Here is a 19,557-nt window from a genome sequence, read left to right on the forward strand (position 1 = left end):
GATGAAGGGCTACCTCAAGAACCCGAGCGCCACGGACAAGGCCTTCAAGGGCGACTGGTACCACACCGGTGATCTGGCCGTGTGGCACGCCGACGGCTACGTGGAGATCAAGGATCGCCTCAAGGACATCATCATATCCGGCGGCGAGAACATCTCCACCATCGAGGTGGAGGACACCCTCTACCGGCACCCCGCAGTGGTGGAAGTGGCCGTGGTGGCCAGGCCCGACGAGAAATGGGGCGAGGTGCCCTGTGCCTTCGTCACCCTGCGCCCGGGCTACGAGAACACTTCAGAGGAGGACATCATCAACTTCTGCCGGGAGAATCTGGCGCGTTTCAAGGCGCCGAAGAAGGTCATCTTCGGGGAGTTGCCCAAGACCTCCACCGGCAAGATCCAGAAGTTCCGGCTACGGGAACAGGCGGGACAGGGCTGAGAAGCAGGACCGGCGATGCCGCACAATCAGGCATCGCCGGCCTTGTACTAACCTTTCAGTCACCCCCAGCTCGCCCCCTCAAGCGCGTCCAGCGGCAGCTTGAGATAGCGTTTGCCGTTGCTCTCCGGCTCGGGCAGACGACCACCGCGGATGTTCACCTGCAGGGAGTGCAGGATGAGCTTGGGCATGGGCAGATCGGCATCACGGCGATCACGCATGCGGATGTAGTCCTCCCGGGTCATGCCCGCGATGTGGGGGTTGTTCGCCTTCTGCTCGGCCACAGTACTCTCCCACAGGGGCTCACGGCCGTCCGGCATGTAGTCGTGACCCGTGAAAAGCCGGGTGCTGTCTGGCAACGCCAGGATCTCCTGCATGCTGTCCCACAGACGGCCGGCATCCCCGCCCGGGAAGTCCGCCCGCGCCGTGCCGAAATCGGGCATGAAGAGCGTATCGTGGACGAACGCGGCGTCGCCGATCACGTAGGTCACCGACGCCAGGGTGTGCCCCGGCGAGAACAGAACCCGCCCCTCCAGGTTGCCCACACGAAATGTATCGCCGGCAGCAAACAGCCTGTCCCACTGGGAGCCGTCGGTGCCAAGCCCGTCACCGAGGTTGTAGAGCTTCTGCCACAGCCGCTGGACATCGGTCACATGGGCGCCGATCCCAGTGGGCGCGCCGAGCTTGTCGTGCAGATAACCCGCGGCGGAGAAGTGATCGGCGTGCGGGTGGGTATCCAGAATCCACTCAACCTCCAGTTCTTCCCGGCGGACATACTCCAGCAGGGCGTCGGCGGAGTGGGTACTGGTGGCTCCGGACTTCTCCTCGAAGTCGAGCACTGGATCAATAATCGCGCAGCGCCCGGTCGCGGGATCACTCACCACGTACTGGATACTGAACGTGCGCGGTTCGAAGAATCCGGCGACGACCGGAGCGCCTTCGGAGATGCGGCTGATCTGAGACACGGACTTAACCCTCGAAAATCAATTTGGTTATAAGATTATAACCCAATGATCTTACGCTTCGGAAGTCATTTCCGCCCCGATCCTGCGGGCCGGCCCAGACGGTCGGCGAGCGCCTGAAACTCGCTACCGAACAAACTGCTGCGGCGCTGCTCCCACCCGGCCAGCAACCAGCTCACCCGCTCACCATCCTCCTGCTGCAACCGGAGCCACACGCGCCGATGACGAACGTAGAACATCAACCCCAGGCCAATCACGAGCATCAGCGCGCCCGCGTAGACGACGCCTTCACCCGGGGCGCGGGTGATCTGCAGTCCCGTGGCCTGACGGTGGTCGAAGTCGCGCAGCTCCGGGAGCAGCGGCGCGCCGTAACCCGGCAGCACCATCAGCACGTCCATGGCATCGCTGAAGAAGCGGCGATCGGCTTCGCCCATATCGGCCGGTGACACTGTACTTCCGTACTCCCGCTCGAGCACGCCGACATAGGCCTGCAACAGTGCTGCATGAAACGCATCCCGCATCAGCCCACGCACCACCTCGCCGGCATCGTCCGCCAGTCCGCCCTGACGCACCAGGGCGTCGATGCGCGCCTCCACCGCAGGCAATCCACCCTTGAGCAGCTCACCCACAAGGCTCCGGGCAACGCCGGCCAAATAGGGCGCCAGACTGGCCTGGCTGCCCTCCGCTCCCCATCGTGCCGTGGCTCTACATCGGGGTCTTCACCGCCATCCTGGGCCTGCGCGCCGCCTTCATCGCCCGGACACGGCGCTAGTGTTCTGAAGCCCCAGCAACGCGCCCAGCCGGTCCGGCTCGGCAAGCATGTCCGCCAGTGTGTAGCGGTCCAGCACAGCGTAGAAGGCCTCCATGGCCTCGCCCATCGCCTGGTGCAGCGGGCACTCGGGCTGCAGCGGACACTCCTGGTCGCCGTTGGAGTCCAGGCAGGCGTTGACCTGATCCTGCGCTTCGGTCACTCGGGCCACATCGCCGAGACGGATCTCGTGGGGACTCGCCCCCAGGCGAACACCACCGTGCTTGCCGCGGGTGGACGCGACAAAACCGTTCTGAACCAACTTCTGCATCACCTTCATGAGGTGGTTCCGGGAGATGGCGTAGTCTTCGGCAATACGGCCGATGGTCACAAGCTCTCCCCCCTCCAGCAGCCCCATGTAGATCAGTGCGCGAAAAGCGTGGTCGGTGTGGCGGGTCAGACGCATGCTTGGCCTCGATAAATGCCTGCAGAATATCTATTTCGATAGACTACAGAGCACCCAATCCGGCGAATTGATTTATATCAATCATGAGCCAGGCGGTGCTGACTCGGGGTGTTCGCCCCGTCGGTCACGCCGGGGCTATCATGAAACCTGGCCCCGCAGCCCGGAGCATCCATGAAGATCGGCATCATCGGCACCGGCCGTGTCGGCTCGTCGCTGGCTTACACGCTGGTCGCCCGTGGCCTGGCCGAAGAGCTGGTGCTTTACAACCGCAAGCCGGAAGTCGCCGTGGGCGAGGCGCTGGACCTGGAACACGCCCTGGCGTTCACCCAGCGGCGCATGGCTATTCGTGCAGGTGATGTAGACGCGTTCACCGGCGCAGACGTAATCGCCCTGTGCGCGTCGCGCCCCCTACCGGAGGGGGCCACGGATCGGCGCCTACTGGGGCCGCAGAACGTCGCCCTCGGCCGGGAACTGTTACCGGCCTTTGCCAGGGTGGCACCGAACGCCAGACTGGTGGTTCTCTCCAACCCGGTGGACGTGCTCACGTATTACGCGGTGGAGCACACCGGCTTCCCGGCCGAACGGGTCCTGGGCTGCGGCACGCTGGTGGACTCAGCCCGATTCCGGGCGATGCTCTCCCGAGAGATCGGCGTCAACCCGTCCGACCTGCGCGCTTACGTGATGGGCGAGCACGGGCCGGCCCAGTTCCCGGTGATGAGCTCGGCCCAGGCGGGCGGTGAACGCCTGGCGGATACGCCGGCGCGTCAGGCCATGTTCCGGGACGTGGTGAACGCCGGCATCACTATTCTCAAGAACAAGGGCTACACCAGCCACGCCGTCGCCATGGCCGGCTCGCTGCTGATCGAAGCCATCGCCTTCGATACCCGGCAGACGTTTCCCGTCAGTCAGCGCCTGAACGGCTATCTCGGGGAGCGGGACGTGGCCCTGAGCGTGCCCGCCGTGGTCGGTACCAACGGCGTGGAGAAACTGCTGCAACCGGAAATGAACGACAAGGAGCGGCAGGCGTTTCGCGACGCCGCGGGCAGTGTCCGCGAGTCGCTGCGCTTTGCCGCGGAGGCGGGATGAGCGACGCCGACAGGCGACCGGAGCCGCCCCACCCCATGGCCTGCTGCCAGGGAAACTGCGTGCCCTGCGTCTTTGACCTCCATGAGCAGGAACTGGAACGCTGGGAGCATCGCCGGGCGGAGCGCGCCAGGCAGCAGCTCACGTCCAACGGCCGATCGCCGCTGGACGTGCTGCGCGAACGGATGCGGTGAGCGTCACCGCACCGCCTGGAGCCCGGAGAAGAACTGCCGCGTGTTTTCGGTGAGACTTTCCAGGTGGTACCCGCCTTCCTGCACCACCAGCACGGGCACATCAACGCCACCGACCGTGCGCGCGAGCCGGTTGAAGCCCTCCTGCGTGACCGCCACCTTGGCCTGCGGGTCGTGCTCATAGATATCGAACCCGAGAGTGACGATCAGGAGATCCGGCTCGTAGACCCGGATGCTGTCCATGGCCGTGTGCAACCGGTCGAAAAAGGCCTGTTCGGGGGAGCCGTGCGGAATGGGCAGATTGATGGTGTAGCCGTAGCCGGCGCCTCTGCCGCGCTCGTCCTCGTGGCCGCTGACCACCGGGTAGAAGTTGGTGCTGTCGCCGTGGATGGAGATGTAGAGCGTATCGTCACGATCGTAGTACAGATCCTGGATGCCCTGACCGTGGTGCATGTCCGGGTCGAGAATGGCGATCCGCGGGAAACGCTCACGCAGGGCTTCCGCGGCGATGGCGGCGTTGTTGAGATAGCAGAAGCCACCGGCGGCATCGAACCGCGCGTGGTGTCCCGGCGGCCGGCACACGGCGTAGGATTCGCGGGCACCCCCGAGCAGGGCGTCGGCCGCGCTCAATGCCGTCTGCGCCGACCAGTACGCCGCCTCCCAGGTCTTCTCGCCGATGGGGCAGCTGCCGTCGGCCTGGTAGCAGGCGGACTCGGCAAGAATCCCCCGCAATGGGTTGGGTGAGCGCACGAAGACGTTGGACATCACCTCGTCGCCCCAGTCGTCCGGGACCTCCTTCCAGCGGCGGTGAGCGCTTTCCAGAAAACGGAGGTAGCCGAAGTCGTGGACGCGGTTGATGCCGCGCATGCCGTGATCGGCCGGCCGCTCCACGGCCACGTCCACCGCATCCAGCCCCTTGAGGATGTGTCCGGTTCGCTCCGGAATCTCCAGCGGCGTGCGCATCTGCCCGCGGGACAGGTAGCTCCGGGGGATATGGCCATCCTGCGTCGGATCGAAAAAGGCTTTCACGTCGGCACCCCATTCATGTAATGACACAATACTGAAGCGCCCTTCGTACCATAGAGACGGCAGTAAAAGGAACACTCCGGCACAGCCGAGGGCGCAACAAAGCCCCGGCTGTCGGGCGTGTTCAGGCAGTCTTCACGTCCGGACGGTCCAGGGCGTAGTGCTCCAGCTTGCGGATTTCGTCGCGCAGCTTGCCCGCCTCCTCAAACTCCAGGTTACGGGCGTGGGCATACATCTCCTGCTCCAGCTCCTTGATGCGTTTCACCGCCTGGGCCGGAGTCAGTTCGCCGTATTTCGCCGTCTCCTCGGCAACCCTGGCCTGCTTGCTCAACGGCTCCGGCACGCCCGCGCCGCCCCGCTCCATGACGTCGGCCACAGCCTTGCGGATGGTCTGCGGGGTGATGCCATGCGCCTCGTTGTGGGCGATCTGCTTGGCACGCCGCCGGTCGGTTTCGTCGATGGCGGCACGCATGGAATCCGTGACCGTATCCGCATACAGCATGGCCTTGCCGTCGGCATTCCGGGCGGCGCGGCCGATGGTCTGGATCAGCGAGCGGGCAGAGCGCAGAAAGCCTTCCTTGTCGGCGTCGAGGATCGCGACCAGGGTGACCTCCGGCAGATCCAGTCCCTCGCGCAGCAGGTTGATCCCCACCAGCACGTCAAACGTGCCCAGACGCAGGTCGCGGATGATCTCCATGCGCTCCACGGTGTCGATGTCGGAATGGAGATAGCGCACGCGCACGCCGTTCTCGGTGAGGTACTCGGTGAGATCCTCGGCCATGCGCTTGGTGAGCGTGGTGACGAGCACGCGCTCCTGCCGCTGGACCCGTTCGCTGACCTCGCCCAGAAGGTCGTCCACCTGGGTGGTGGCGGGGCGCACCTCGATCTCAGGATCCACCAGCCCGGTGGGCCGTACCACCTGATCGACGACGCGGGCGGCATGATCCTGCTCGTAGGGCCCGGGCGTGGCGGAGACAAACACCATCTGCGGCGCCAGCCGCTCCCACTCGTCGAACCGCAGCGGCCGGTTATCCAGGGCCGAGGGCAGCCGGAAACCGTATTCCACGAGGGTTGTCTTGCGCGCCCGGTCACCGCGGTACATGCCGCCGATCTGCGGAATGGTCACGTGGGACTCGTCGATGAACAGCAGGCAGTCCGAGGGCAGATAGTCGAACAGGGTCGGCGGCGGCTCCCCCGCCTTGCGCCCGGAGAGGTAACGGGAGTAGTTCTCGATGCCGTTGCAGTAACCCAGCTCCTGCATCATCTCGATATCGAAGCGGGTGCGCTGCTCCAGCCGCTGCGCCTCCAGCAGCTTGTCGTTGTCACGCAGCTCCTTGAGCCGTTCGCGCAGCTCCTCGCGGATCTCCTCGATGGCATCGACAATGGTCTTGCGCGGCGTGACGTAGTGCGTCTTGGGGTAGACGGTCAGCCGGCTGACCTTGCGCAGAGTCTCACCGGTGAGCGGATCGAAGTAGCTGAGCGCCTCCACTTCGTCGTCGAACAGCTCCACCCGCACCGCCTCTGATTCCGACTCCGCGGGGAAGATATCGATCACCTCGCCGCGCACCCGGTAGGTGCCACGCCGCAGATCGGTGTCGTTGCGGGTGTACTGCAGCTCCGCGAGCCGCCGCATGATCTGACGCTGCTCGGCCACATCGCCCTCCACCAGATGCAGCACCATGCTCAGGTACGACTTGGGATCACCGAGGCCGTAGATGGACGATACCGACGCCACGATGATGGTGTCACGCCGCTCGATGATGGCCTTGGTGGCGGACAGCCGCATCTGTTCAATATGCTCGTTCACCGAGGCGTCCTTCTCGATGAAGGTGTCGGAGGACGGCACGTAGGCCTCGGGCTGGTAGTAGTCGTAGTAGGAAACGAAATACTCCACGGCGTTGTCCGGGAAGAACTCCCGCATCTCGCTATAGAGCTGCGCCGCCAGCGTCTTGTTTGGCGCCAGCAACAGAGCCGGCCGCTGCACATCCTGGATGATGTTGGCGACGGTGAACGTCTTGCCCGACCCGGTCACTCCAAGCAGTGTCTGATGATACAGCCCGTCGTTGAGCCCGCCGGTCAGTTCGCTGATGGCCTGAGGCTGGTCACCGGCGGGCTCGTAGTCCGACTGCATGCGGAAGGGCTTGGTCATGGCGCAACATCACTCTTGCCGAGGCGGAACAGCCGCCGTTCCTTCATGTCCAGCGGCGTTTCCACTATCATTGAACACTGCGATTTGCCCGGAAAGGCTGGACGAAGCGGTCGCCCGGGCAACTCAATCAACCGGTCCCAGAACCAGTCGGAGGACGATTTGGACAATTCGCTCGCGAACCGGGTTCAGCGCGTAAAACCCTCTCCCACCCTGGCCGTGACAGCGCGAGCCGCCGAGCTCCGCGCCGCCGGGAAGGACATCATCGGGCTCGGCGCCGGAGAACCGGATTTCGACACGCCGGAGCATATCAAACAGGCCGCAATCGAGGCGATCCAGGCGGGCCAGACCAAGTATACCGCGGTGGACGGCACGCCGGAGCTGAAACAGGCCATCCAGAAGAAGCTCGCCGAGCAGAACGACCTGAGCTACGAGCTCAACCAGATCCTCGTCTCCGCCGGCGCGAAACACAGCATCTACAATGTGATGCAGGCGATTCTTGATGCGGATGATGAAGTCATCATCCCGATCCCCTACTGGGTCTCCTATCCGGACATGGCGCGGCTCGCCGACGCCGTGCCCCGGGAAATCGAGGCCACCAAGGATCAGCGCTTCAAGATCACGCCGGAGCAGCTGGAGGCCACGCTCACCAGCAAGACCAAGCTCGTGATCCTGAACAGCCCCTCCAACCCCACCGGTGTGGCGTATACGCGCGCGGAGCTGCAGGCGCTGGGCGCGGTGCTAGAGAAGTACCCGCGGACATACATCCTCACCGACGACATCTACGAGCACATCCTCTGGGCGGACGAGCCGTTCACCAACATTGTCAACGCCTGCCCGGGACTGAAGGAGCGCACCATTGTCATCAACGGTGTCTCCAAGGGCTACTCCATGACCGGCTGGCGCATTGGCTACGCCGCCGGACCGGCGGACGTGATCGGCGCCATGAAGAAGATCCAGTCCCAGAGCACGTCGAACCCCTGCTCCATCGCCCAGGCCGCGTCCGTGGCCGCACTCACGGGTGATCAGGGTTGCATCGCACCCATGCTGAAGGCGTTCAAGGAGCGGCACGACTTCGTCGTCAGCGCGCTGAACAGGATGAAGGGCGTCGAGGCGGTGGAAGGCGACGGCACCTTCTACACCTTCCCCCGGGTGCAGGGCGCCATCGACAACCTGGGCCTGAAGAGCGACGTGGAGCTCGCCGAGCATCTGATCAACGAGGCCAACGTGGCCCTGGTGCCGGGCTCCGCTTTCGGCCTGGATGGCTACGCCCGGATTTCCTTTGCCACCAGCATGGAGAACCTGGAGAAGGCCATGGAGCGTCTGGCGAAAGCCCTGGGCTGAAAGCACGCCGCGCGGGCTTTGACGGTTGACGGAAGGCCGGGGTTATGTAGAATACCGGCCTGACGATTCCCCGGTAGCTCAGTTGGTAGAGCAAGTGACTGTTAATCACTGGGTCGGCGGTTCGAGCCCGTCCCGGGGAGCCAAAAAAATCAAGGCCTTAGCCGATTCCGGCTAAGGCCTTTTTTGTTTGTGGTGTGTATCACTTTGAGCAGCGGTGGTGGACCTGAAGGTTCACCCTACGCCCTACGTCACCCTTTCGCGGGTGGATTCCGCACAAGCTGGTGGACGTAAACGTCCACCCTACGCCGGATACGCCGCCATCGCATGTCGGGATGGGGCTTGCGGGTCCGTAGGGTGGGTCTTCAGGTCCGCCTGGGCCGGGAACCCCGGGGTTCCAGCCTCCTCAGAAATACCCCACCAGCCTGCCCAGGACCAGTACACCCACCCACAGGATGATGGACGCCACGGCGGCCGGCCGCACGACCGCGGTGGCCGGGCTCAGCAGTGCAGTAAACCGTCGGGCGAGCCAGATGGCGTTCAGCCCCGCGACCAGGATCAGTGCGAGCTTGGTGAGGAACAGTGTCGACTCCACGTATTCGGTGGCCCGCGTGGCGAACAGCAGCAGACCGGTGATCATGGCCAACAGGAATCCGCAGACAGCGGTGCGCGAGAGCATGCGCCATACCGGCATGAGCATCACCTGCCGCCACAGCCCGGCCAGCCTGAGGTCCAGCGGGATGAGACTACCCACCAGCAGCGCCACGCCGAGAATGTGGCCGGCGTTCACCAGGGGGTAGACGAGCATGGAGTTCCTGAGCGCAGCAATGGGCGCCCAGGCTTCAACGGCGGACAGGAACGCGACTATCAATCGGAATCCGGTATACGGCCGGGGTAGAGGTCGTGGTGCCCGTCGGTGGTGGTGACGCGCACCGCCTTCACCAGCCGCTCGCCCTCCCGCTCGGACACGTTTCCGAGCACTGTCAGCTCGCCGCCGGGCTCCAGCAGCTCCGCGGTAAGACCCGCACGCTCATTGCGCCACGGCTGGCCCACCTCTATGGTCCACGTCTCCCCGTCGATATCGATGTCCACCTCGCCATGGGGATTCCCCAGGCGCACGTCGACGATCTCGCCGGTGATCTCCGCCAGCTCGTCACTGGCCCAGCCCCAGCCATGATGGCCAGATGCGACAGGGATCAGACCAACCAGCAGGACCAGGGAAGGAAGCAAACCGCGCACACCGATGAGACACCGCATGACGCACCTCCGAGGATACGGACAACGCCGACCGTCCATTGATAGCACATCCGGCCCGGGCCTGCCCACGCCCCTCTACGCTAATGCCCGGAGGATGAAGCCGGACTACCCGGGAACAGCTCCTTTGCCGGCGCCGGTCTGGCGAACAGGAACTCCTGACCGATCTGGCACCGTTCCCGCGAAAGGAACGCCTTCTGCGCCTCGGTTTCAACACCTTCGGCCACCAGCGACAGCTCCAGGGCCGCGGCCAGCGCGATAATGGCGCGGAAGTCGTCCATGGCAATGTGCACCCCGCTCTCCCCCAGCTTCTGATCGCCGCCGGCGCGACGGGCGTCGCCGACGGCGAGCTCTGCCGCTGACATCAACGTCTCCGGGGTGTCCCCGCCACGCGGATGATTGGCGACGCCGATACTGGCCGTAATAATCAGCTCATGATCGCCGACCCGGGCGGCCGTATCGAATTCAGCCATGGCGTGATTCAGACGCGCCCCGACCGTTTCCAGCAACTGATCACCCGCTGCCTCGCCAAGCGTCTCGTTGATTCGTCTGAACCGGTCAAAGTCGAAGAAGATCACGTGGCAACTGCGATTCTGCGACTGGGCGTCCGCGACAGCCTCCTCGATCCGCTCGCGCAATAGGGCACGATTGGGAAGACCGGTGCGGGCATCGTAGTTGGCCAGTGCATGCACCTGAGCACGCTGCTCATAAGCGTCGGTCAGGTCCGTCCAGGTGCCAATCACCTCGTGCGGCAGTCCGTCCTCGGACCTCGCGACAACCTGCTTCTCGTCACGGATGTGGCGTGTCCGGCCTGCGGGGTCGATGAACCGGTATTCCTGCACGACCTGAATCACCGGAACATCATGAAACTCGAACAGCGCCTCCCTGGCCAAGGATGCGGCCATGTCGGGCATCAGATCGAGATCGCCGGCGCGCAGTTATGCCATGCACCGCGACCAGGTACAGGGCACGTACTCGAACTCCCAGTCTTCTCCGGAAAGAGCAAGCCGATACAACGCCGCATGCGGGCAGATTACCGCTCCGGGCGTGCACGCGCCTCGCTGCCGCTGGTGCGCTCGGCACTCCCCGAGGCGACGGCAGCTGGGGCTTCATCCACCTCTTCAGGGGTGAACTGATCGGCATCCCCCCAAGGCGGAGGGCCCTGCGGGCGCCATTCCATCACGTGCTGCGTGGTCGTGGGCTGCAGGGTCGTGTAGGAGGTGGTGCTGAACTCCGGGATCATGGGCGGATTCAGCACCAGCACGACGCCAGTGACCACCGACAGAAGACCGAGACCGAGTCGCGGATCACGTTCAGAAACGGCGTAATGGCTCACGGGATACACCTGCAACGTTGTTCGACTTGCATCCATGATACACCCCATGAGCGCAGACGCATCCCCGGATATCACCGGACGCCGTAACTGGCCATGCTGATGGTGCCGTAGGTGAAGCTGTCATGGAGCCGCACGGCGCGCGAGCCCGCCCCAAGGGCGGTAAGCAGCGGCAAGAAATGGTCGTCTTCCGGGTGCGCCCGTTCCGGCTCGGGCGCGAGCGCTCGATAGTTCGCTACCGCAGCCCAGTCGCCCTGCTCGACCTGCGACGCAACCCAGCGGTCAAACGCGCTCGCCCAGGGCGCCGGTGCCGCACGCTCCGGGTGAATATCGCCCAGGTTATGCACGATCGAACCGCTGCCCAGCAGCAGGACGTCATCCTCTGCCAGTGGAGACAGGGCACGCCCCAACGCCAGGCAGCCCTCGGGCCCGGCATCCGCCTGCAACGCCACCTGGACCACGGGCACGTCGGCGTCGGGGTACACCAGGGACAAAGGCACCCAAGCGCCATGGTCCATATCGGCCCCCTGATCAAGGCCGGTCTCGAGCCCGCCGGACTCGAGCAGGCCGACAACCCGCCGCGCCAGTTCCGCGTCCCCGGGCGGTTCGTAACGAATGCGATAGAGGGCATCCGGAAAGCCGGCGAAATCGTGCCAGGTGCGGAAGCGCTCCGGCGATCGCACGTGGAACGAACCACTGACCCAGTGCGGGCTTATCACGACGATGGCGCGCGGCCGCTTCAGCTCCGCTCCGAGCTCCCGCAGAAACCGGTGTGCGGGAACGTCCGAAAGAGCGAGCGTGGGCGCCCCATGGGCGACGAACAAACGACGATAATCCATTGCCAATAATCCTCCGGGCTCGCGCTGCTTGGCGGCAGCGTTGATCGATCGTACGCCAACCCATGTGCAGGGTAGATTGTTTTTCCGGCGACACAATATTCACCAGAAGAAACGAACTATTGCGATTTTCTCAAAGACAGGGAATCCCCGATTCCCGGTACCCATCCACGGCCGCAGGCGAACGCGTATAGTGCTGGTTTGCGTGAACGGGTGACACTTGACCTCAAGTTTACTTGAGCATTTACTCTCGCCGCCGCTCAGACTCAACACAGGAAAGCCATCCCATGGACCGCAATCACCTCGCCGCCTTCCAGGCCGGGCCGCCTCAGACCGGAGAGTCGGGCGCGCGCGCGCAGGCTCCGGGGAGCACGGAACCACCGGCCGTCTCCATTCAGGGGGTCTCGAAAACCTACGACACAGGCTTCCAGGCGCTGCGCAGCATCAATCTGACCATCCATCGCGGGGAAATCTTCGCCCTGCTCGGCCCCAATGGCGCCGGCAAGACCACGCTCATCAGCATCGTCTGCGGTATCGCCATGCTCGCCGAAGGCCAGGTGCTGGTGAACGGCCACGATATCCGGCGCGACTGGCGCAAGACCCGGGCGCAAGTCGGGCTGGTTCCGCAGGAGCTCTCCACGGACTCGTTCGAGACGGTCTGGCGGACGGTCAGCTTCAGCCGCGGCCTGTTCGGCAAGCCGGCGAACCCGGCGCACATCGAGAAGGTGCTCCGCGATCTCAGTCTGTGGGACAAGCGCAACCATCAGATCCAGACGCTCTCCGGCGGCATGAAGCGGCGCGTACTCATCGCCAAGGCACTGGCGCACGAGCCGGAGGTGTTGTTCCTGGACGAGCCCACGGCCGGCGTCGACGTGGAGCTGCGCCGCGACATGTGGACCCTGGTGCGCTCCCTTCGGGAGAAAGGCGTGACGGTCATTCTCACCACGCACTACATCGAGGAGGCCGAGGAGATGGCGGACCGGATCGGCGTCATCAACGGTGGTGAAATCGTGCTGGTCGAAGGCAAGGAGGCGCTGATGCGCAAGCTCGGCCGCAAGCAGCTCACCCTGCACCTGCACACGCCCATGGACCATGTTCCGGAGACGCTCGCACGGCACGCCCTGGAGCTGTCCGAGGACGGTGAGGCGCTCGTCTACACGCTGGCGCAGGACGGCGAAACCGCCGACGTCACCGCTCTGCTGCAGGATCTGGCCGACGCGGGCATCCGCTTCCGCGATCTGCACACGCAGCAGAGCACACTCGAGGACATCTTCGTCGACCTGGTAAGGGACCGCACATGAACATCCACGCTGTCCGCGCGATCTACAGCTTCGAAATGGCACGCACCTGGCGGACGCTGTTCCAGAGCATCGTCTCACCGGTGGTGACCACGTCGCTCTACTTCATCGTGTTCGGCGGTGCCATCGGCTCGCAGATCAACGAGATCGACGGGATCACCTACGGCGCCTACATCGTGCCGGGGCTGATCATGCTCATGGTGCTCACCCAGAGCACCTCCAACGCCTCGTTCGGCATCTATTTTCCGAAGTTCTCGGGCACCATCTACGAGGTCCTGTCGGCCCCGGTGTCCCATTATGAAGTCGTCATGGGCTACGTGGGTGCGGCCGCCACCAAGTCCGTGATGCTGGGGCTCATCATTCTGGCAACCGCCGGGTTCTTTGCACCTCTGGAGGTGGCCCACCCCGTTTGGATGCTGCTGTTCCTGGTGCTGACGGCGTTCACGTTCAGCCTCATCGGCTTCATCATCGGGCTTTGGGCGGACACGTTCGAGAAGCTGCAGTTCGTGCCACTGCTGATCATCACGCCGCTGGTTTTCCTGGGCGGCACGTTCTACTCCATCGACATGCTGCCCCCGACGTGGCAAACAGTGAGCCTCCTGAACCCGGTGCTTTATCTGGTAAGCGGCTTCCGCTGGAGCTTCTATGGCGTCGGTGATGTCAGCGTCGCGGTCAGCCTGATGATGATCCTGGTGTTCCTGGTCATCGCCATGGCGACGGTGGCCTGGATCTTCCGCACCGGCTACCGGCTGCGCGCGTGACCCACCCGCGTTGACCTGGATCAATACCCCCTGCCGCCCCGAGGCGCACGATGCGACTTCACGGGTTCATTCACCAGGGGGCACAAGGTATGCGTCTGGAAGGGAAAGGGGTTGTCATCACCGGCGGCGCCAGCGGCATCGGCGCGGAAACGGCCAAGGGCGCCATTGCCGAAGGCGCCAGGGTCGTCATCGCGGACATGAACGAAACGCTCGGCGAGGCCATCGCCGCCAAGGTGGGCGCGGACCGGTGCCTGTTCGTGCAGACCGACGTGACCCGCACCGAGGACGTTCGCAACCTGTTCGAGCAGGCGCAGGCGTTCTGCGGCGTCGACGCGGTGTTCAACAATGCCGGCATCGGTCACCAGGAACTGGCGGTGGACTACACCGACGAGGACTGGCTCCGGGTCATCGACATCAACCTCAATGGCGTCTTTCGCGTCGCCCGCGAGGCCATGCGTCGCATGCAAGACGGCGGCGGCGCGATCCTCAACTGCGCCTCCATCCTCGGGCATGTGGGTCAGAGCCAGACTGCCGCGTACACGGCGGCCAAGGGCGGTGTCCTGAACGTCACGCGCACACTGGCGCTGGAGGGGGCACCCAACGGCATCCGCGTCAACAGCCTCTCGCCCGGCTACATTGCCACGCCGCTGCTGGACGAGCTGGAGCCGGAGGTGCTGGAGTTCCTGACCAGCCTGCACCCGGTCGGGCGCCTGGGTGAGGCGCGGGAAGTGGCCAACGCCGCGCTGTTCCTGCTCTCCGACGACGCCAGCTTTGTCACGGGCACCGATCTGCTGGTGGATGGCGGTTTCACCGCCGGCAAGTCCTGACAGCCGCCAGGGGCCGCTCAGCGCGAATCGACGCGGGCGGCCTTGCGTCGTCGCTGCAGCCACACCACCAGACCCTGCGTGTTCATCTGCAGATCCATGGACAGGGTCTGGCGTAACTGCTCCGCTGACAGCGTCGCGCCGTGCGCCTGCAGGCGGTCGGAGAACCAGTCCAGCAACGCGGCGGCGATGGCCTCGCCCTGGTCGGCTTCGTCCTCCTCCGCGTAGCGCATGGCGATGCCGGCATGGGCATCAATCCCCGCATGCAGGTCGTCTGCAAGGCGATCGATCTCCGTGAGCTGGCCGAAATGGGCCACATGCACCGCCCGGGGCTGCAGCGCGCAAAGGCGCTCCACGGAGCGGTGGGCCGCGCCGGGGTCGAAATGCACCGGCGACGTGGACGGGAAGATGAACGCCCCACTTTCGGTATCCAGCGACCGGTACGACACGCCGAACGTGTCGCCGGCAAAGACCAGGGCGTTGTCCTCATCCACCACGCTGTAGTGGTGATTGGCGTGGCCCGGCGTATCGAGAAACAGCAGACTGCGCCGGCCGAACGGCAACCGGTCGCCGTCGTTCACAACCTGCACCCGCTCTTCAGGCACCGGCACCAGTTCACCGTAATGGCGTGCCATCACCGCCTCACCGTAGATGGCCAGGGCACCGGCGTAGAGCGCGGACGGGTCGATCATGTGGCGGGCGCCCCGCGGATGAACCACCAGCGTCGCCTGCGGCAGCTGGCGCATGAGCTCTCCGGCACCACCGGCGTGATCGAGGTGTACGTGGGTGGCGCACACGTAGCGCACCTGTTCACGCGCCACACCGCGCAACTCCAGCGCCCGGAGAATCAGCGGCACGGAGAAGTTGCTGCCCACATCCACCAGCGCGGCATCGCCATCGGCCTGCAGCAGATAGCTCGCGACCACACCCGGCGTCTCGGCGAACTCGGCGTCGATGGCGGCAACCCCGGTGGGGTAATCAATGATGGTGGGTTCGGGCATGGGGACACCTCCTGGCCGTCGTTCGCGGTGCCAGTGCAACGACACCACTTCGTCACTTTGCCTGAACAAGCCCACCTCTCGCCACGCCCTCCCGGACACAGTGCCCGATAACGGCCGGCATCCACCGATCCGGTTGCGAGCGACGGGAGTGGTCAAGGCATTCGACCGTGGTGCAAGATGGCGAGGTCAACCCACCCAGAGACAGGGACCCTCGCCATGACCGTACGCCGAGCACTGACCAGCACTGCCATCACCGCCTGCCTTGCGGCGACGGCCGCCCTTCCTGCCACGGCATCCGCAAGTGGCCTCTACGGCGGCCTGGGCGGTGTCTACACCAACTTCGACGACGCCAGCAACGACACCTACTACGGCACCCGGCTCTACGGCGGGTACGACTTCTTCGGCATTCCTGCGGTGATGCGCCTAGGGCTTGAGGGCGGGTACACCCGCACGGGCAAGTTCGAGGACAACGGCGGAACGGACCGCTACAACAACGCGGACGTAGGCCTACAGGGCACCATTACCACCCTGCCACTGATCAACTTCCACGGGCGCGCGGGCTACGAATGGGGTGACAGTGATGGTGCCGTGTTCGCGATTGGCGGCAGCATGGCGGTGTTTCCCCTGACCCGCGTGCGCGCTGAGTACCAGGAGCGCAACGACTTCCAAGCCGGCATGCTGAGCATCGAAGTGCGGCTGCCGTAGAACACGCCTTCGCTCGGGCCCGCGCGGCCCGAGCGGTCCCCAAAGGCCCGGTTACAGCCGGAACCTCGCCACGACGCCGCTGAGATCCACCGAGAGTTTGGACAGATCCTGGCTCGCCGAAGCCGCCTCGTTCACGGCGGTGGACGTTTCGGACGCCAGCTGTTCGATGGTGGTGACGTTGCGGTTGATTTCCTCGGCCGTGGAGCTCTGCTCTTCCAGAGCGGTGGCGATCTGGTTCGACATGTCCGAGATGTGCGTCACTCCGGCCATAATGGCATCCAGGGCGGCCACGGCATTGCGCGCCTCTTCCACGTTGCGACCGGCACTGTCCTGACCACTGGTCATCACGTCGACCGCATTGCGGGTGCCTTCCTGAAGCTGCTCAATGATCTCTTCGATCTCGCCGATGGATTCCTGGGTATTGCTCGCCAGCTTGCGCACCTCGTCCGCCACCACGGCAAACCCTCGACCATGTTCGCCGGCCCGTGCCGCCTCAATGGCGGCGTTTAGAGCCAGCAGGTTGGTCTGCTCGGAGATGTTGCGGATAACCGTCAGCACCTGCCCGATACGCTCGGCGCGCTGTTCCAGATCCTGGATAACTCCGGCCGCCTGCTCCACTTCGCCGGCCAGGGCCTCCATCCCCGTTGACGATGTCTCCAGCGCCGTACGCGCCTGAGCACTGCGGCCGTTGGCATCGGAGGCGGCATCAGACGCTTCCTGGGTATTACGGGCGATCTCCTGCACCGTGCTGCTCATCTCGTTCATGGCCGTCGCCACCTGGGAGACTTCGGTGCTCTGCTGCTGCGCACCTTCACTGCTTCGCGCCGAGGTCACCGACAGCTCCTCGGACGCACTGGCGACCTGCTCCGATGCCTGACTGATGTGCTGCACGGTCTCACGCAGGCCACGGGTCATGCGTCCCATGGCATTCAGGAGCTGCCCGACTTCGTCCCGGGCCTGGCTGCCGACGTCCACGGAGAGATCGCCGTCCGCCACACGCTGAGAGCAGGTCACTGCTTCCGCCAGAGGACGGGTAATGGAGCGGGCGACCACGTAGGCGAGCAGCACGGCGACCACCAACGCGCCGAGCCCGGTACCCAGGGTCGTATAGGCCAGGGTCTCGAGGGTCGCTCGCCGATCCGCGATCTCCGCTTCGACGTCAGCCAGGAATGCGTCTGTACCCCGGTCCAATTCCTCTTTCTGCGCCTCGTAGTCCCCACCAAAGACAATAGCCTGGGCGGCGTCGAGGTCGCCCTGCTCCACCGCGTCGAACGCCTCCGCCTCCAGCGTCAGCAACGCATCGTTGGCCGCACCGGTGGAGGCATCAAAGGCTGCAGCCACGTCATCCGGCGCCATTGCGACCAGCTCGTCTAGCACTCTGTCCAATTCCGCCGCATGGGTGTCGTAACGATCCATCCATTCGGTCTCGCCGGTCACGGCGGCCATGAACGTCGAACCGGTCAGTACCTCGTCCAGATACATCACCCGCTCACTCAGCGCGCCGACGCGTTCGGACTCGGTATTCAGTGAGCGTTGCTGTTCCAGCACGTACGAGGCCATGACGAGAATGAACGCGATGACGATCAGGAACAGGCCGGTGAGCGTGAGCATCTTCTGTCCGACGGACAGTCGTTCGAGCGCGCGGTAAGGCGTCATACAGTTCCCTCCGGTGACGGGTGCATGTGGGAGGACCCACACCCCGCATTAACGACCAATCCGGAAGGAACTTGACCAATCGATTCGTGACTCTCACGACAAAAGCGTTCGCGTATTGCGACGCAACACGAACTGGGATTGGCGCGGCGGGCTCGCTCAGCCCGCCGGGCGCAGCCGGACCAGCGGCGCATCGGCCTGGTCCACCAGCACGTAGACGTCGCCCGAGTCGGGATGCACGCGCACGTCGCGAATCCGCCAGCCACGGTCGGCGAGCAGGCGGTACTCGTTCACGACCTCACCGCCGTCCATCTCGAAGCGGGCCAGATACCGGTGCCGGAGATTGCCCATGAGCAGATCGCCCTCCCACTCGGGAAAAGCCGCCCCGGCGTAGATTGCCAGGCCGGACGGCGGGAACCCGGACTGGCCGTGATCGTACCGGGTACCATCCCAGTAGTAGACGGGGTTAACGGTATCGTCGCGCTCGTGGGGCAGGTCACCGATACGGGTTCCGGAGCCATACTGCACCCCATACGTCGCGATGGGCCAGCCGTAATTGCCGCCGGGCTGATCGATGCGGTTGATCTCGTCACCGTCCTGCTGGCCGTGCTCGTTCTGCCAGATGGCACCGGTCTCCGGGTGAATCGCCATCCCCTGACTGTTCCGGTGCCCGTAGGTGTAGATGGCATCCAGGGCATCGTCATCATCGACGAAGGGGTTGTCGTCGGGAACGCTTCCGTCTGCATTGAAACGCAGGGTCTTGCCCCAGTTGCTCCGGAGATCCTGGGGGCTGTCCAGGTCGCGCCGGTCACCGGTGGTCATGTAAAGCCGGTCGTCATCGTCGAACACGAGGCGGGAGCCGAAATGCCCGTTATTGCTGCCGAATGGCTCTGCCACGTACAGCACTTCGAAATCACGCAGCGCTGCGCCATCGTCACTCAGACGGCCACGCCCCAGATGCGTGGCATAGCCGCTGCCGCCTTCGTTCTCCGCAGAGTAGGTCAGATAGACCCAGCGCTCGCCGTCGGCAAACCGCGGATGCAGCACCACATCCAGCAATCCCCCCTGCCCCACGGCAGCCACCGCGGGGGTGCCGGAGACGGTGCGTGCCTCACCGGAGGCCAGGTCCACGAGCAGCAGGCGCCCGGGCCGCTCCGTCACCAACGCCTGATCAACATCCTGGCCGGGGAGAAAGGTCAGAGACCACGGCGTGTCCAGCCCATCTGTGACCACGTCCACTTCATAATCCACCGGCTCCTCGACATCTTCGGTCGCGACCGCCGTCGAGCCGGCCCACAGAGTACAGGCGGCAATGAGGGAGGCCCCGGCAGGCAGGGCGACCAGTCGCAGTCGGCGCAGAATGGCCATGGGTATACTAACCTTTAAGAAAGTAAAGTCATGTTGCAGCGTACTGACATTCCGACTGCTGGAAGAATGAGCGCACCAACCCGGGGAGCTTCTGAATGCGCCTGAGCGCGGAGATGGCCATACGCTTCATT

Annotated in this window: 21 protein-coding genes and 1 tRNA gene; 9 read left to right on the forward strand and 13 right to left on the reverse strand. The window is 64.7% G+C overall.

Annotated elements, in window-relative coordinates:
• A partial coding sequence (locus tag ACNSTU_RS17270) for an AMP-binding enzyme (RefSeq protein ID WP_418212790.1) occupies positions 1–433 on the forward strand: 433 nt, incomplete at its 5' end.
• A 59-nt stretch (positions 434–492) separates the two neighbouring features.
• Here the strand turns inward: ACNSTU_RS17270 and ACNSTU_RS17275 are convergent.
• The 3 genes from ACNSTU_RS17275 to ACNSTU_RS17285 all read right to left on the reverse strand — a co-directional run bounded on the left by ACNSTU_RS17275 (position 493) and on the right by ACNSTU_RS17285 (position 2,606).
• Positions 493–1,395, reverse strand: a complete 903-nt coding sequence (locus ACNSTU_RS17275) for an MBL fold metallo-hydrolase (protein WP_418212791.1) — start codon at positions 1,393–1,395, stop codon at positions 493–495.
• A gap of 65 nt (positions 1,396–1,460) precedes the next feature.
• Positions 1,461–2,021 (reverse strand): cytochrome c biogenesis protein ResB, encoded by a 561-nt coding sequence (locus ACNSTU_RS17280; protein WP_418212792.1) that lies wholly within the window; start codon positions 2,019–2,021, stop codon positions 1,461–1,463.
• Positions 2,022–2,141: 120 nt separating this feature from the next.
• Entirely contained in the window at positions 2,142–2,606 is a 465-nt protein-coding gene (locus ACNSTU_RS17285) for an RrF2 family transcriptional regulator (protein WP_290633972.1), read from the reverse strand.
• A gap of 171 nt (positions 2,607–2,777) precedes the next feature.
• Between ACNSTU_RS17285 and ACNSTU_RS17290 the strand changes: the two genes are divergently transcribed.
• The gene (locus tag ACNSTU_RS17290; RefSeq protein ID WP_290637831.1) at positions 2,778–3,692 is read left to right on the forward strand and encodes a malate dehydrogenase; all 915 of its coding nucleotides are present in this window, start codon (positions 2,778–2,780) and stop codon (positions 3,690–3,692) included.
• On the forward strand, positions 3,689–3,883 hold the full coding sequence (locus tag ACNSTU_RS17295) for an oxidoreductase-like domain-containing protein (RefSeq protein ID WP_290633976.1): 195 nt from the start codon (positions 3,689–3,691) through the stop codon (positions 3,881–3,883). The genes ACNSTU_RS17290 and ACNSTU_RS17295 overlap by 4 nt, the downstream gene beginning before the upstream one ends.
• 3 nt (positions 3,884–3,886) lie before the next feature.
• Here ACNSTU_RS17295 and ACNSTU_RS17300 read toward each other — a convergent pair whose 3' ends face one another.
• Together ACNSTU_RS17300 and uvrB are read right to left on the reverse strand one after the other, a co-directional pair.
• Positions 3,887–4,909, reverse strand: a complete 1,023-nt coding sequence (locus ACNSTU_RS17300; protein ID WP_290633978.1) for a histone deacetylase family protein — start codon at positions 4,907–4,909, stop codon at positions 3,887–3,889.
• A gap of 121 nt (positions 4,910–5,030) precedes the next feature.
• Entirely contained in the window at positions 5,031–7,055 is a 2,025-nt protein-coding gene (gene uvrB / locus ACNSTU_RS17305) for an excinuclease ABC subunit UvrB (RefSeq protein ID WP_418212793.1), read from the reverse strand.
• 159 nt (positions 7,056–7,214) lie between these two features.
• On the opposite strand from uvrB, the gene ACNSTU_RS17310 reads away from it, so the two are divergent.
• Both ACNSTU_RS17310 and ACNSTU_RS17315 read left to right on the forward strand, forming a co-directional pair.
• Positions 7,215–8,396, forward strand: a complete 1,182-nt coding sequence (locus ACNSTU_RS17310) for a pyridoxal phosphate-dependent aminotransferase (protein WP_290637835.1) — start codon at positions 7,215–7,217, stop codon at positions 8,394–8,396.
• 67 nt (positions 8,397–8,463) lie between these two features.
• Positions 8,464–8,539: transfer RNA gene (locus ACNSTU_RS17315), tRNA-Asn, on the forward strand.
• Between the two features lie 260 nt (positions 8,540–8,799).
• Here ACNSTU_RS17315 and ACNSTU_RS17320 read toward each other — a convergent pair.
• The 5 genes from ACNSTU_RS17320 to ACNSTU_RS17340 form a co-directional block, all read right to left on the reverse strand.
• Positions 8,800–9,264 (reverse strand): DUF2214 domain-containing protein, encoded by a 465-nt coding sequence (locus ACNSTU_RS17320; protein WP_418212794.1) that lies wholly within the window; start codon positions 9,262–9,264, stop codon positions 8,800–8,802.
• Positions 9,261–9,650 carry a DUF6152 family protein gene (locus tag ACNSTU_RS17325; protein WP_290630326.1) on the reverse strand — a complete coding sequence of 130 codons (390 nt, stop codon included), beginning with the start codon at positions 9,648–9,650 and terminating at the stop codon, positions 9,261–9,263. The genes ACNSTU_RS17320 and ACNSTU_RS17325 overlap by 4 nt, the downstream gene beginning before the upstream one ends.
• A gap of 80 nt (positions 9,651–9,730) precedes the next feature.
• On the reverse strand, positions 9,731–10,552 hold the full coding sequence (locus ACNSTU_RS17330) for a diguanylate cyclase domain-containing protein (protein ID WP_290630328.1): 822 nt from the start codon (positions 10,550–10,552) through the stop codon (positions 9,731–9,733).
• A gap of 128 nt (positions 10,553–10,680) precedes the next feature.
• Positions 10,681–11,019: a hypothetical protein gene (locus tag ACNSTU_RS17335; RefSeq protein ID WP_290630331.1), complete on the reverse strand. Its 339-nt coding sequence runs from the start codon at positions 11,017–11,019 to the stop codon at positions 10,681–10,683.
• A 35-nt stretch (positions 11,020–11,054) separates the two neighbouring features.
• Positions 11,055–11,819, reverse strand: a complete 765-nt coding sequence (locus tag ACNSTU_RS17340) for a DODA-type extradiol aromatic ring-opening family dioxygenase (protein WP_290630333.1) — start codon at positions 11,817–11,819, stop codon at positions 11,055–11,057.
• A gap of 284 nt (positions 11,820–12,103) precedes the next feature.
• Here ACNSTU_RS17340 and ACNSTU_RS17345 point away from each other — a divergent pair, with 284 nt between their 5' ends.
• From ACNSTU_RS17345 to ACNSTU_RS17355, 3 genes are all read left to right on the forward strand, one after another.
• Positions 12,104–13,117, forward strand: a complete 1,014-nt coding sequence (locus ACNSTU_RS17345; RefSeq protein ID WP_418212795.1) for an ABC transporter ATP-binding protein — start codon at positions 12,104–12,106, stop codon at positions 13,115–13,117.
• On the forward strand, positions 13,114–13,875 hold the full coding sequence (locus ACNSTU_RS17350; protein ID WP_290630337.1) for an ABC transporter permease: 762 nt from the start codon (positions 13,114–13,116) through the stop codon (positions 13,873–13,875). Before ACNSTU_RS17345 ends, ACNSTU_RS17350 begins: the two co-directional genes overlap by 4 nt.
• A gap of 89 nt (positions 13,876–13,964) precedes the next feature.
• Positions 13,965–14,702: an SDR family NAD(P)-dependent oxidoreductase gene (locus ACNSTU_RS17355; protein WP_418212796.1), complete on the forward strand. Its 738-nt coding sequence runs from the start codon at positions 13,965–13,967 to the stop codon at positions 14,700–14,702.
• A 17-nt stretch (positions 14,703–14,719) separates the two neighbouring features.
• On the opposite strand, the gene ACNSTU_RS17360 is transcribed toward ACNSTU_RS17355, so the two are convergent.
• The gene (locus tag ACNSTU_RS17360; RefSeq protein ID WP_290630342.1) at positions 14,720–15,700 is read right to left on the reverse strand and encodes an MBL fold metallo-hydrolase; all 981 of its coding nucleotides are present in this window, start codon (positions 15,698–15,700) and stop codon (positions 14,720–14,722) included.
• 216 nt (positions 15,701–15,916) lie between these two features.
• Here ACNSTU_RS17360 and ACNSTU_RS17365 point away from each other — a divergent pair, with 216 nt between their 5' ends.
• Positions 15,917–16,405 carry an outer membrane beta-barrel protein gene (locus ACNSTU_RS17365; RefSeq protein WP_290630344.1) on the forward strand — a complete coding sequence of 163 codons (489 nt, stop codon included), beginning with the start codon at positions 15,917–15,919 and terminating at the stop codon, positions 16,403–16,405.
• 51 nt (positions 16,406–16,456) lie between these two features.
• Here ACNSTU_RS17365 and ACNSTU_RS17370 read toward each other — a convergent pair whose 3' ends face one another.
• Both ACNSTU_RS17370 and ACNSTU_RS17375 read right to left on the reverse strand, forming a co-directional pair.
• Positions 16,457–18,061: a methyl-accepting chemotaxis protein gene (locus ACNSTU_RS17370; protein WP_418212797.1), complete on the reverse strand. Its 1,605-nt coding sequence runs from the start codon at positions 18,059–18,061 to the stop codon at positions 16,457–16,459.
• A 156-nt stretch (positions 18,062–18,217) separates the two neighbouring features.
• Positions 18,218–19,426, reverse strand: coding sequence for a PQQ-dependent sugar dehydrogenase (locus ACNSTU_RS17375; RefSeq protein ID WP_290637259.1), 1,209 nt, complete (start codon positions 19,424–19,426; stop codon positions 18,218–18,220).
• Between the last annotated feature and the right edge of the window lie 131 nt (positions 19,427–19,557).

Origin of the sequence: Aquisalimonas sp. APHAB1-3 (assembly GCF_048323695.1) — a bacterium.
In the GTDB taxonomy this organism is placed as follows: Bacteria; Pseudomonadota; Gammaproteobacteria; order Nitrococcales; family Aquisalimonadaceae; genus Aquisalimonas.